The following is a 13,322-nucleotide window of genomic DNA, read 5'->3' on the forward strand; positions in this document are numbered from 1 at the left end:
ATGCGATTCCGTCGTTCGGTTGAGACCCGTCCCGTCTATATAGAGACAACAAGAAAGGAAACTGCATGTCTGAGTTTGCTGCCGGTCCTGCCGGTCGTATCGAGCGTGTCCGTGCCCTGATGGTCGAGCGTGGCTACGATGCCATCGTGGTGCGCGACGAGGCTAACCTTCGTTGGCTCACGGGCGTGAAGGGCGTCTTCGACTACACCTTCGAGTTCCCGCACGCCGCGTTTATTACGGCTGACCAGTGCCTGTTCCACACCGACTCGCGCTACCTCAACAGCTTTGAGGAGAACACGCCCGCCGGCAGCCCCTGGGTCTACGACATGGACGAGGGCACCATTCCCGGCTGGGTCGCCGGCAAGATCGCGGCCAACAAGTGCCGCGTCTGCGCTGTCGAGGATGACATGCAGATTAACTTCTACCAGGGCATTCAGCGCGGCCTGGAGGACCGCTCTGTCGCCTGTATGCTGCCGTTGATGCACGACGACATCCGCAAGATGCGCGCCATCAAGGATGCCGAGGAGATCGAGCTCATGCGCCATGCGCAGTCGATCACCGATGCCGCCTTCCAGCATATGCTCGGCTTTATTAAACCCGGTATGACCGAGAAGCAGGTTCGCAACGAGCTCGAGAACTTTATGTTCGCCAACGGCGCCGACAGCCTGGCCTTCGGTTCCATTGTGGCGAGCGGTCCCAACACCGCCAACCCGCATGCCGTGCCGAGTGACCGTGTCATCGAGAAGGGCGACTTCGTCCTCATGGATTACGGCGCGGGCTACTGCGATTATCGTTCCGACATGACGCGCACTGTCGTGATGGGCGAGCCTACCCAGGAACAGCTCGACCTGTACGCGCTCGTGCGCCGTACGCACGAGGAGTGCGTCGCCGCCATCCATCCGGGCGTCGAGGGCAACGACATTTTCAAGCTTTCCAAGAAGATCATCGGCGATGCCGGTTATGGCGATTACTACAACCATGGCCTGGGCCACGGCGTTGGTATCGACATCCACGAGCTGCCCAACTTTAACCGCAGCAAGAACATCATCGAGGTCGGCTCGGTTGTCACCATGGAGCCCGGCGTCTACCTGCCCGGTGTGGGCGGCGTGCGCCTGGAGGACTACGGCGTCGTCACCGAGAACGGATATGAGCCCTTCACCAAGACCCCGCACGACCTGCACGTCATCGATTGCTAGCCCATTTCGATAGATTTTTGGGGCGGGGCGTCCGGAGCAATTCGGACGCCCCGCGTTCTCTTTTTATGCGCTCGCTGCAGGCGCCGTCTGCAAGTGTATAATTTCGGTCGTATGTAATTTGGACGCTTGTGCGTTCTGCCCATAACAAGAAAGGTCGCTATGCCTACCATTTCTACCGCCGACTTCAAGAACGGCCTCGGTCTCCGCATTAAGGACAAGGTCTACACCATCGTCGAGTTCCAGCATGTCAAGCCGGGCAAGGGTGGCGCTTTTGTGCGCTACAAGACCCGCGACATCAAGAGCGGCCGCGTCGTCGAGAACACCTGCAACGCCGGCACCAAGTTCGAGAGCGTCATGCTCACCACCCGTGAGTTCCAGTACCTCTACAACGATGGCACCGACTACATCTTCATGGACAACGAGTCCTATGAGCAGGTTCCCGTTCCCGACGACATGGTGGGCGAGAACTCCAAGTGGCTGCGCGAGAACGACATTTGCCAGCTGCTCTTCGCCGACGATGAGCTCATGGGCGTGACCCCGCCGATGTTCATCGAGACCACCATCGTCCAGACCGACCCGGGCTTTAAGGGCGACACCGTCCAGGGTTCCACCAAGCCGGCCACGATTGACACCGGCGCTGTCATCCAGGTCCCCATGTACCTCAACGAGGGCGAGGTCATCAAGGTTGACACCCGCGACGGCAAGTTCGTCTCCCGCGTCTAGCAACCAACTCTTCTAGGAGGACTCATGCCCCAGGAAATCAAGATTGACGGCATCGGCATTTCGCCCGATGTTCTGACCGCCATCGTCTCGCGCGCCGTGTCGGATGTCGAGGGCATCGCCTCCGTTGGCGTCAAGGACCTTGCCACCAACCTTGTCTCCATGATGCTCTCGTCCAAGGCCCCGGCTTCCGAGCCGGCGGTCGAGACCGAGGTCGTCGGCGACAAGCTCGCACTCACCGTGCGCGTTGTGGTGTTCTTTGGCTATCCGTTCAAGAAACTCGCCGAGGCCGTTCGCGCTGCCGTGGTCGCTGCCATCGATGCCCAGGTGGGCGTTGAGGTCGAGCGCGTTGACGTTTGCATCGACGGCCTCGTTTTCCCCAAGGAGTAACCTTTGAGCCTTAAGGTTTATCGCGGGCGTACGCTTGCCCGCAGTCAGGCGCTGCAGCTGCTGTTCCAGGCCGAGGCCACGGACAGCCCGCTCGAGCGCGTCCTCGAGGGCGATTTCCTGATCTCGAAGGGCCCCCTCGACCCCTATGCGCTGGAGCTGTGCCGCGGTGCCTACGAGCATATCGATCGCATCGACTGTGCCCTGCGCGCCGTCGCCAAGAACTGGGATCTTATGCGCATGCCCGGCGCCGACCGCAATCTGCTGCGTATCGCCGTCTACGAGATGCGCTTCCTCACCGACGAAGAGGTCTCGGACGCTATCGTGATCAACGAGGCCGTCGAACTTGCCAAGGCCTATGGCACCGACCAGTCCGCGTCGTTCGTCAACGGCGTGCTGGGCAAGATCGCGCGCAGCGAGGAGTTGCCGGGTGAGGACCTGTACCAGGAACTGCTGGCCGAGGATCGCGCTCGCGAGGAGGCCCAGGCTGCTGAGGCTGCCGCCAAGGTCGCTGCCGCTCAGGCTACCGCCGGTGTACTTGCCGAGGATATGGACGCTGCTGAGGCCGTCGAGGCCGACTCCGTCGAGGAGTAGCCATGCCAGAGGGTTCTGTCCGTAACTTTGACGAGATCTCGGACCGTCTGGACCAGATCATCGCTACCGTTCGCTCCAAGGATACGTCCTTGGAGCGTTCACTCGATCTGTTTGACGAAGCGATTGAGCTGGGCTCCCGCGCGGTCGATATGGTCGACAAGTTTGAGCTGACGCCGCGTGAGGCCGATAAGCTCGAACAGGAATACGATGAGGATGCGGCAAACGAATCCCAGGATAGTTAGCCGCATCTCCGGATACGAATGGTTGATGGCATTCATGAAACGCGTGCGTCTTGATGACGAACTGATTTCACAGGGCATCTGCGCCGATCGCGCGGATGCCCTTCGCACTCTTATGGCCGGCCTGGTCTCGAGTGGCGGCGAGCGCTTGACTTCGCCGGGCCTTAAGGTGACCCCGGGCTTGCCTCTGCACGTGAAGGGGCGCATTCCGTACGTTGGGCGCGGCGGCCTTAAGCTCGAGGGTGCGCTCGATGCGTTTTGTATCGACCCGACGGGCCTTGTCTGCCTGGACGTAGGCTGCTCTACCGGCGGCTTTACCGATTGTCTGCTCAAGCGCGGAGCTGCGACCGTTGTCTCGGTGGACGTGGGTCGCGCCCAGTTTGATTGGTCGTTGCGTCAGGACGATCGCGTGACGCTGCATGAGCGCACAAACGTGACGCAGCTGCCTGAGCTTGGCTATGCCGGTGCCATCGACCTGGCTGTATGTGATGTCTCGTTTACCAGCATCGCGAATATCATCGACGCCGTGCTGGCGTGCCTGAAGCCTTCGGGTTCGTTCTGCGCGCTCGTAAAGCCCCAGTTTGAGGCGCCGGCTGCGCTGGTGGGCGACGGCGGTATCGTGACCGACTCCGCCGTCCGCCGCGATACACTCGTGGCGGCGATTGAGCTTTTTGCCGCCAAGGGCCTGTTCCCGGTCGATGTGTGCGTGTCACCCATTCATGGTGCCAAGGGCAACGTTGAGTTTTTCCTGTACGGCACAAGGTTTGTCCCCGGGGAGCGCGCCGACGATGAGCTTCAATCCCAGGTATCGGCTTTGAGCGAGAAAGCTGCAACGCTATGAAGGTCTTTCTGGTCCCCAATTACTACAAGCAAGAGGCGGTCGAGAGCGGCCTGATGCTCGAGCTTTGGCTTTCGCGCCAGGGCTACGAGGTCGCATGGGCTGCCGACCAGCGATCGAAGATTCAAAGCACGCCTGATATTGATGGCTCCGATCTGGTCATTACGCTCGGCGGCGACGGCACGTTGCTGCGCGCTGCCCGCATCCTCAACCATCGCGAGATTCCTATCCTTGGTCTTTCCTATGGTCACCTGGGCTTTTTAACTGCTGCGAGCCCCGAGGAGCGCGACATTCTGCAGGTTGTGAGCGATGCTCTGTCCGGCGAGCTCCACGTGAGCCGCCGCGCCACCATCGCCGCGGATATTGTGTCCGTGCGCGAAGACGGCGCGAAGGATGTCGTGCGCACGTTTGCCCTCAACGATATGGCACTTACGCGCGGTCCCCTGTCCGATATGGTCGAATTTGACATCACGGTGTCCGGCCATCATATCGACCGCCTTCGCGGCGACGGTGTCGTTGTTTCGACGGCGACCGGCTCCACCGGCTACGCGCTTTCCGCCGGCGGCCCCATTGTCAGCCCCGATTACACGGGTATGGTCTGTGTGCCCATCGCTCCGCATACCATTCAGGCTCGCGCTTTTTTGACCTCGCCGAGTGATGTCGTCGAGATCTTTATGTCCGATGATCGCCCGAGCGTGCCGGCGATTGCCATCGACGGGCAGTTTATTACCTGCGATGGCACGGTCGAGAGCGTGGCCGTGCGTCGTGGTCCCGGCGATGTGCTGCTGCTGGATTACGGCCCCGAGAGCTTCTATAACTCGGTGAGCCGCGTGTTCTACGGAGTGCGTCATGATCGATGAGCTGCAGGTTTCTAACATTGCACTCATTCGCGAGGCGACGTTGGTTCCGAGTGCTGGCCTGACTGTCCTAACCGGCGAGACTGGTGCCGGTAAGACCGCTCTGCTTTCGGCGCTCAAGCTCATATTGGGCGAGCGTGCAGATTCGTCGACGGTGCGCGAGGGAGAGGAGCTTGCCAGCGTCGAGGCGCGCTTGTTCGATGGCCCGCACGACTCGGAGGGTTTCACCGTGCAGCGCAGCCTTTCTGCCGAAGGCCGCAGTCGCGTCAGGATCGATGGCCGCATCGCCAGCGTGCGCGAGCTTTCCGAGCGCGTCGGCGTGATGATGGATCTGTGCGGCCAGCATGAGCACCAGCGCCTTCTCGATCCGGCGCATCATGTTGCCATGGTTGATGCCTGGGCTGGGCGCGCAGCGCTTGAGGCGCTCGAGAAGTATCGCGCCTGTTTTAAGGCTTCGCGTGACGCCGCCAAGGAGCTTCGCCGTGTGGAGGAAGCCTCGCGTGCGCAGGGGAGCCGTGTCGAGGAGGCTCGCTTTGCCCTCGAGCGCATCGGCGAGGTCGACCCCAAGCCGGGCGAGTATGAGGAACTCGAGGAACTGCTGCCGCGCTCCGAACATGCCGAGGTACTGGTTGCCACAGCTAACGATGCCCATGCATCGCTTGCCGCCGAAGGTGGAGCGCTCGATGCCGTGAACAGCGCCGTGGCCGAGCTTTCCCGTATGGCTACCGTCGATCGCAAACTGGGCGACATTGCCGATGCGCTTTCGGATGCCTGCATCTCCCTTGAGGATAGCGCGAACGAGCTTCGTGCCTATCGCGATGGCGTCGCCTTCGACCCGCGCGAGCTCGCTCGCATGCGTGAGCGGTATTCCGACCTCAAGGGCCTGTTGCGTCAGTGGGGTCCCACCATGGACGATGTTTTTGCCATGCGCGATCGCTCGCAAGAGCTGCTGTCCCTGGTCGATGATGGCGATGAGCAGATCAAAAAGGCGCGTGAGGCACTCGGGAGCGCCGAGCGCGAGCTGTTCGCTGCCGCCAAGGCGCTTAAGCGCGCTCGCAATACGGCGGCCCCGCGCTTCTGCCACGAGGTTGGTCGTCAGATGGCACGCTTGGAGATGGGCGGCGCCGAGCTCGTTTGGGAGTCGCGTGATCTTCCGCGCGCCGAGTGGACGCCGGCGGGTCCTTCAAGCTACGAGCTTTTGTATCGCAGCGGTGCCGGCTTGACGCCGCGTCCCCTGCGCCGCATTGCCTCGGGCGGCGAGCTCAGCCGCGTCATGCTGGCGAGCAAGGTGGTCTTGGGTAATGCTGACGGCGTCGACACACTGGTATTTGACGAGGTCGATGCCGGTGTCGGCGGCTCCACGGCTCGTGCTCTTGCTGGTGTGCTGGTCGATCTTGCCGCTACGCATCAAGTGATTGTCGTAACCCACTTGGCGCAAGTCGCCGTCGTGGCCGACAAGCATTATGTTGTCAGCAAGGAGCCGGGCGATGTTCCCCAGACGTATTTGGACGAGGTAACCGGCGAAGCGCGTACCGCCGAGATCGCCCGCATGCTCAGCGGCGATCAGTCCGAGGCAAGCTTGGCCCACGCAAAGCAGATGCTCGAAGAAGTTCGAGGCTAGGTCGTATCAGCGGTGTTGGTGGGACAAAATAGACTGAAATTTTTGTCCCACTACGCGTTTACTCAACGACCTTGTCCGGCTGGATGAGCTCCTCGTAGTAGCTGATGTGCTCTCGGGCGTCCTCGATTTCGGGCAGCAGGAAGTTGTAGATGACTTCGATGATCATCGTGGCGCTGATCTTGGAGAACGCAAAGTCACCCGTCGTCAGCAGCGCTTCATGGTTGACGGTATTAAAAGTGTAGTCTGCCAGGCGCGCGAGTGGAGACTTGCTGTCGCTGCTGATGACGACTACGGTGGCACCGCAGTCGCGAGCCGCTTTTGCCATGCGATTCAGTCGGCGCGACTTGCCGGAGCTTGAGATGAGCACGATGACGTCACCCGGGCGCAACGTGAGCGCAAAGCCGATTGATGTCTCGCTAATGGTGCTCGCCATGCAGCGCAGGCCCAGCTGCGAAAACTTAAACGTCGCATCGAGCGCGACCGCGTTCGTATTGCCCACAGCCGCAAACTCAATAACCCCTGCATGCTTAAGGGCATGCACAACAGCCGCCAACGTATCGTGGTCGATCCCGTCGATGGTCGCATTAAGCTCGCTCACCTTGGCAGCCAGGATGTTCTTAAGGCTCTGCTCCATATTGTCGAGCGAGACTTCGTCAGTCAGGCCCTCGTTGCGCTGGCTTTCCAAATCCCTCGCCAACGAAAACTGAAAGCTGCGGAAGCTGCCAAAGCCAAGCTTGCGGCAGAAGCGCGAAACGGTCGCCTCGGACGTGGCGGCGGCGCGCGAGAGCTGAGCCGCCGTGAGGCGTGGCGCCTCGGACTGGTGCTCCAATATATAGTCGACAATGCGCTGCTCGGATTCGCTGTATCCCTGATGGGTACTAATGAGGGAAAGTGCGCTCTTGCTACTATCGGTCATGGATGGCTCCTGGTTGGCATGATAATCGGACTCGTTTTGTACTGTCATAGTATAGGGGGATTTTCAATTACAAAATACACCTTGCCGTTTCAAGTGTTGATGGTAAACTTTCACCTACCGTTTACGGTTATGAAAGAACCTTTCACCGGAGAATTGCTCCTTGTCTCTTCTCACGCGGACGGTAGGTTGGTATCTTTCAGTTGTGGAAAAGCGCGCAAGGACGCGCGTGTAGGGGAGCGCCTGCGGGCGCAAAACTTAAAAAGGAGGGACACATGGCTAAGTTTGACATCATCGCCGCCACCGGTTGCCCGACCGGTATCGCGCACACCTTCATGGCGAAGGAAGCGCTGGAGAAGGCAGCTGCCGAGCGCGGTCTGACCATTAAGGTCGAGACCCATGGCCAGGTCGGTGTCGAGAACGAGCTCACCAAGAGTGAGATCGCCGGTGCCAAGGCCGTCGTCGTCGCAGCCGATAAGGATGTCCAGGCGGAGCGTTTCGCCGGCAAGCGCATGGTTTCCGTTGGTGTTTCCAAGGCCCTGTCCGTCGAGGCAGCCGGTAAGCTGATCGACCGCGCGCTCGCCGCCAAGGGTGACGACTCGGTTGCGGCTGCTGCCGATGTCGAGGATGAGGTCGAGGAGAAGGAATCTATCGGCCACATCATCTACAAGCACCTCATGAACGGCGTCAGCCACATGCTGGTCTTCGTCGTCGCCGGTGGTGTCCTGACCGCCGTTTCGTTCCTGTGGGGCATCACGTCCTTCGATTCGACGGCGTCTGACTACAACAGCTTTGCCGCTATGCTTAAGATCATCGGCGGTATCGCCATGAACCTCATGGTTCCCGTGCTTTCCGCCTATATCGCCGAGTCCATCGGCAAGCGCCCGGCGCTCGTCCCCGGCTTCGTTGCCGGTATGATCGCCATCCAGGGCCTGCCCGTTAACGCCGAGACCGGCATGATCGACGCCGGCGGCGCCGGCGTGGGCTTCGGCTTCCTGGGCGGCATCGTCGGCGGCTTCCTCGCTGGCTATGTCATCCTGCTGCTCGAGAAGGTCTTCTCCAAGCTGCCCAAGAATCTGGACGGCCTCAAGGCTATCTTCCTGTACCCGCTGTTCTCGACCGCCATCGTCGGCCTGGTCATGCTCGGCATCTCCGGCCCCATGGCTGCCATCAACACCGCCATGATGGACTTCCTCAAGGGTCTGTCCGCCTCTGGCGCCATTGTCCTGGGCCTTGCCATCGGCTGCATGTGCGCCGTTGACATGGGCGGCCCGGTCAACAAGGCTGCTTACGTCACCGGTACCGCTATGCTCACCGAGGCCTTGGCTGCTGGCGTTGGCACCGATACCTACAACTTCGGCACCAACTTCATGGCTGCCGTCTCCGCCGCCTGCATCGTTCCGCCGCTGATCACCACCTTCGCCGTCGTCGTTGGCAAGAAGTACTTCAGCCAGGAGGATCATGACGCCGGTATCGTCAACCTCATTCTTGGTTGCACCCACATCACCGAGGGCGCCATTCCGTTCATGACCAAGAACATCTGGCCCGTCATGCCCATCATGATGCTCGGTTCCTCCATCGCCTCGATCCTGACCATCATGTTCAACGTTCACGATCCGGCGCCTCACGGTGGCTTCCTGGTCCTGCCCGTTGTCGAGAACGGTCCGCTGTGGGTCCTCGCGATCCTCATCGGCGCTGTGATCGGTGGCATCCTGTTCGTGGCCTTCAAGAAGTACGACTTCGAGAAGAATCAGAAGGCCGCTCCTGTAGCCAAGCCGGTTGAGGCTTCCAAGGCTGCTGCCGTTGAGGCCCCTAAGGCCGATGCTGCCGACTTCGTGAAGGTCGAGAATGTCTTTGTCGCCGAGGACTTCGCTTCTCGCGACGAGGCTCTGAGCTTCGTTTCCAACCAGGCTGTCAAGGCCGGTATCGCCAGCGACGCCGACGCCGTGATGAACGCCTTCCTGGCCCGCGAGGCCGAGGGCACCACGGGCATGATGGAGGGCTTCGCCATCCCGCATGCCAAGTCCGACGCCATTACCGAGGCTGCCGTCATCGTCGTTAAGGACGAGTCCGGCGTGACCGGTTGGGATACCATGGACGGCGCTCCCGTCAACGTGGCCATCGCTCTGCTCATCCCTGGTGCACAGGCTGGCACCACGCACCTCAAGATCCTGTCCAAGGTCGCCGAGGCGCTTATGGACGAGGGCTTCCGTGCCACCGTCAAGGGTTCCACCGACGCCGCCGAGATCGCCAAGACGATCAACGCCCGCCTGGTCTAATTCCGCAGTACGCGAATAACATCGCCCCCTGTAACAAAGGCGAGGACTCCCTACGGGTCCTCGCCTTTTTTCATACCACCCGGCACTCAGGGACGTTCCTTTCCTGCCGGCACCCCGGGACACTCCTTAGTCCCCAACAGGGCATAAATAGCCCTCATCGACTGAATCACCCACGCGAACAATAATTCAGCCAGAATTCCTTTTGCACGATATTTCTTGGACCGACTCAGTTATCGCAGCTCGCCTGCCGGGCGGGGCGGTTAAGTTTGTCGCGAGTTCCGCACGCAAAGGAAAGCACTTAATGTGCTTTCCGTCTTGCGCAGGACTGTAGAGCAGCAAACTTAACCGCCCCGCCCGGCAGGCGAGCGGACGACAACGACATCTGTCCAACAATTCGTGCGAAACACAATGAAAAACCGTTTGATGTGAGTTAATATAAACAACGTCGTGAATCTGACTCCTGCCACATGCATGACAGGGGTTAAACACAAAAAAGGAGTCAACTATGGTTTCTGAGAAGGCTACCCTCGTTAATCCTCAGGGTCTGCACATGCGTCCGGCTGGTCTGTTCGCCTCCACCATGGGCAAGTACGCCTGTGACGTGACGGTCGTCACCCCCGAGAAGGAGGTCAACGGCAAGTCCCCGATGGCCCTCATGGCTGCTGGTATCCCCTGCGGTACCGAGGTCGAGGTTAAGTGCGACGGCGCCGACGAGGCCGAGGCTCTGGCTGCTGCCATCGAGCTCATCAAGAGCGGTCTTGGCGAGTAGAACTCAAACGGGTCGCATGTTGAACAACTAAGTTCATATTTGGGGGCGCAGTGACCTGTTGTAAGGTAGCTGCGCTCTTTTGTCATGGATATGGCAAAACGCTTTATCACATGACACGGAGAGAGGAATGGGAATGTATCAGGGAGTCAACGCTTCCGAGGGCATCGGTATCGGCACCGTCATGGTCGCCGTCGATCCCGACTTGACGTTTGAGCCGCACGAGGTTGCTGATTCGGCAGCAGAGAAGGAGCGCTATCAGTCCGCTCTTTCGGTCTTCTGCGAGAAGACCCAGGCTCAGGCCGACCACATGAAGGAGACGGTGGGCGAGGCCGAGGCCGAGATCATGAGCGGACACATTGTCCTGGCTCAGGACCCGGGCATGACCGACGCCATCAACGCCGCCATTGACGGCGGCACCTGCGCCGAGCAGGCGCTCATGGACACCTCGACCATGTTCGAGAACATGTTCCTGTCCATGGACGACGAGATGTTCCGTCTGCGCGCGGCCGACATCGCCGACATCCGCACCGGTATTCTGGCCGAGCTGCTGGGCAAGGAGGTCGTCGACCTCTCCGTCCTGCCCGAGAATACCGTCGTTGTCGTGCACGACCTCACGCCGTCCATGACCGCCACGATCGATAAGGCCCACGTTGCCGGTATCGTCACCGAGACCGGTGGCCGCACGTCGCACTCCGCGATCATTGCGCGCGCCCTCGAGATCCCGGCTGTCCTTTCGGTTTCCAACAGCTGCACCGCGTTGCGCAACGGTATGACCGTTGTCGTCGACGGTGGCAAGGGTATCGTCGAGGCCGATCCCGACGAGGAGACGCTCGCTGCCTACACCGCCAAGGCCGAGGCCTTCGCTGCCGAGAAGGCAGCCCTCGAGGCCTTCCGTGGCAAGCCGTCCGTGACTGCCGATGGCATCAAGAAGATCATCGCCTGCAACATCGGTAACCCCGATGACGTGCCCAACGCGCTCGATCACGACGCCGAGGCTATCGGTCTGTTCCGCTCCGAGTTCCTGTTCATGGACTCTGCTGAGCTTCCTTCCGAGGAGGAGCAGTTCAACGCCTATCGTAAGGTCGCCAGCGCGCTCAAGGGTGCTCCGGTCATCATCCGCACGCTCGATGTGGGCGGCGACAAGGAGATTCCGTATCTGCACATGGTCAAGGAAGAGAACCCCTTCATGGGCTTCCGCGCCGTGCGTTACTGCCTGGCCAATCCCGACCAGTACAAGGTTCAGCTCCGCGCCCTGCTGCGCGCCAGCGCCTTTGGTGACGTCAAGATCATGATCCCGCTCGTCACCTGCGTCGAGGAGGTCGTGGCCGTCAAGGAGCTCGTCGAGCAGTGCAAGGCCGAGCTGACCGAAGAGGGTCGCAAGTTCAACGAGAACATCGAGGTCGGCATTATGGTCGAGACGCCTGCCGCCTCGCTGCTCGCTGACCGTCTGGCCGAGGTCGCCGACTTCTTCTCTATCGGCACCAACGACCTCATCGGCTACACCATGTGCGCCGACCGTGGCAACGACACCATCTCCAACCTGTACCAGGTGTACTATCCCGCCGTGCTCCGCTCGCTCAAGAACATCATCGAGAGCGGCGTGAAGGCCGGTATCATGGTCGGCATGTGCGGCGAGGCCGCTGCCGATCCGCTGCTTGAGCCGCTGCTGATCAGCTGGGGCCTGGAGGAGTTCTCGATGAGCGCTCCGTCCATCCTGCGCGCCCGCAAGACCATCAGCCAGTGGACCAAGGCCGAGTGCGACGAGCTCGCCGAGAAGGCGCTCGCCTGCAACACCGCTGCCGAGGTCAAGGCACTGCTCGAGTCCGCAGCTCGCTAATTTGGTATCAGAGGTAACCGCGTGGTTGGAATGGGCCGGCCACGCGGCCCTCACATATACAGGGGGTACTGTAAATGTTCTACACGCTAACCGCTAACCCGGCTGTCGACATGACGGTTTCGAGCTCTCCGCTCGAGCCCGACGAGAACGTCCGCACCGGCTCGGCCAGCTACACGGCTAACGGCAAGGGCCTCGACGTGTCCTTCGCCTTTAAGAAGATGGGCGTCGACACCGTCGCGCTCGGTTTCTTCGCCGGCTTCACGGGCAAGTTCATCGTCGAGGAGGTCATGAACCTGGGTTGCCTCTGCCGCCCGGTCTGGACCGACGGTATCACGCGCATTAACACCTACGTCAACGATGGCCAGCACGAGTACGGCATCCTCAACCCTGGTGCTCCGATCACGCCGCAGCACCAGGAGGAGCTCTACAACATCCTGGACACCGCGGGCGACCTTGAGTGCCTGATCGTCTCCGGCTCCGTGCCTCCCAAAGCTACGCCTGACTTCCTGGCTCAGGTCATGGAGCACGCTCAGGCCCGTGGCGCCGACGTCGTCCTGGACCTGTCCTCCGACAAGCTCAAGGAGCTCGCTCACAAGAAGCCGCTGCTCATTAAGCCGAACCATCACGAGATGAAGGCTATCTTCGGCGTGCCGGTCGACACCGACGACGAGGTCCGCGTTGCCATGAAGCTGGCTCACGAGGCCGGCGTCCAGAACGTGCTGCTCACCCGTGGTAGCCGCGGTGACGCTTACTTCTCCAACGGCGAGGACATTTGGTACGCCAAGCGTGAGTTCAACATCAAGCTTGTCTCTTCCGTCTGCGCCGGCGACTGCACCCTCGCTGCGTTCCTGCACAAGTGGTACAGGGATCGCGACAACGTCGAGGAGGCCATGAAGCTCGCTATGGCCACCGGCGCCAACGTTGCTGAGTCCGTCGGCATCGGCGACTTTGGTCACGTCGACGAGTACAGCAAGCGCGTTGCTGTCCGCAAGCTCGATCGCAAGTAAGCGAAACGCGACATATTCGTGCGCATGCGGCGCCCCGGTTTCGGCCGGGGCGCCTTTTTTGTTCC

13 protein-coding genes are annotated in these 13,322 nt (G+C 60.8%); 12 read left to right on the forward strand and 1 reads right to left on the reverse strand.

The features are described from left to right. The first annotated feature begins 65 nt into the window (after positions 1-65). The 8 genes from DW037_RS03475 to DW037_RS03510 all read left to right on the forward strand — a co-directional run bounded on the left by DW037_RS03475 (position 66) and on the right by DW037_RS03510 (position 6,452). Entirely contained in the window at positions 66-1,196 is a 1,131-nt protein-coding gene (locus DW037_RS03475) for a Xaa-Pro peptidase family protein (RefSeq protein ID WP_117635154.1), read from the forward strand. 159 nt (positions 1,197-1,355) lie between these two features. Beyond that, on the forward strand, positions 1,356-1,919 hold the full coding sequence (gene efp / locus DW037_RS03480; protein WP_117635155.1) for an elongation factor P: 564 nt from the start codon (positions 1,356-1,358) through the stop codon (positions 1,917-1,919). Positions 1,920-1,943: 24 nt separating this feature from the next. Further along, entirely contained in the window at positions 1,944-2,306 is a 363-nt protein-coding gene (locus DW037_RS03485; protein WP_117629319.1) for an Asp23/Gls24 family envelope stress response protein, read from the forward strand. Between the two features lie 3 nt (positions 2,307-2,309). After that, a complete protein-coding gene (nusB, locus tag DW037_RS03490) occupies positions 2,310-2,897 on the forward strand; it encodes a transcription antitermination factor NusB (RefSeq protein WP_117635156.1) in 588 nt (195 codons plus the stop codon). Positions 2,898-2,899: 2 nt separating this feature from the next. Next, complete coding sequence (locus DW037_RS03495) at positions 2,900-3,139, forward strand: exodeoxyribonuclease VII small subunit (protein WP_006233978.1); 240 nt, start codon at positions 2,900-2,902, stop codon at positions 3,137-3,139. A 34-nt stretch (positions 3,140-3,173) separates the two neighbouring features. Continuing rightward, complete coding sequence (locus DW037_RS03500; RefSeq protein WP_117635215.1) at positions 3,174-3,977, forward strand: TlyA family RNA methyltransferase; 804 nt, start codon at positions 3,174-3,176, stop codon at positions 3,975-3,977. Next, positions 3,974-4,834, forward strand: a complete 861-nt coding sequence (locus DW037_RS03505) for an NAD(+)/NADH kinase (RefSeq protein ID WP_117635157.1) — start codon at positions 3,974-3,976, stop codon at positions 4,832-4,834. The genes DW037_RS03500 and DW037_RS03505 overlap by 4 nt, the downstream gene beginning before the upstream one ends. Next, on the forward strand, positions 4,824-6,452 hold the full coding sequence (locus DW037_RS03510) for a DNA repair protein RecN (RefSeq protein ID WP_118372820.1): 1,629 nt from the start codon (positions 4,824-4,826) through the stop codon (positions 6,450-6,452). Before DW037_RS03505 ends, DW037_RS03510 begins: the two co-directional genes overlap by 11 nt. A gap of 58 nt (positions 6,453-6,510) precedes the next feature. Here the strand turns inward: DW037_RS03510 and DW037_RS03515 are convergent, their stop codons facing one another. After that, positions 6,511-7,368 carry a MurR/RpiR family transcriptional regulator gene (locus DW037_RS03515; RefSeq protein WP_233542230.1) on the reverse strand — a complete coding sequence of 286 codons (858 nt, stop codon included), beginning with the start codon at positions 7,366-7,368 and terminating at the stop codon, positions 6,511-6,513. A 272-nt stretch (positions 7,369-7,640) separates the two neighbouring features. Between DW037_RS03515 and DW037_RS03520 the strand changes: the two genes are divergently transcribed. The 4 genes from DW037_RS03520 (at position 7,641) to DW037_RS03535 (ending at position 13,257) form a co-directional block, all read left to right on the forward strand. Next, positions 7,641-9,644, forward strand: coding sequence for a fructose-specific PTS transporter subunit EIIC (locus DW037_RS03520; protein ID WP_118372822.1), 2,004 nt, complete (start codon positions 7,641-7,643; stop codon positions 9,642-9,644). Between the two features lie 505 nt (positions 9,645-10,149). Beyond that, positions 10,150-10,413, forward strand: coding sequence for an HPr family phosphocarrier protein (locus tag DW037_RS03525; RefSeq protein WP_022094575.1), 264 nt, complete (start codon positions 10,150-10,152; stop codon positions 10,411-10,413). 133 nt (positions 10,414-10,546) lie between these two features. Next, entirely contained in the window at positions 10,547-12,250 is a 1,704-nt protein-coding gene (gene ptsP / locus DW037_RS03530) for a phosphoenolpyruvate--protein phosphotransferase (protein WP_118372823.1), read from the forward strand. A gap of 74 nt (positions 12,251-12,324) precedes the next feature. Further along, entirely contained in the window at positions 12,325-13,257 is a 933-nt protein-coding gene (locus DW037_RS03535) for a 1-phosphofructokinase family hexose kinase (RefSeq protein WP_055250439.1), read from the forward strand. Positions 13,258-13,322 lie beyond the last annotated feature (65 nt).

The sequence above is a fragment of the Collinsella sp. AF39-11AT genome, assembly GCF_003474585.1.
GTDB lineage: Bacteria > Actinomycetota > Coriobacteriia > Coriobacteriales > Coriobacteriaceae > Collinsella.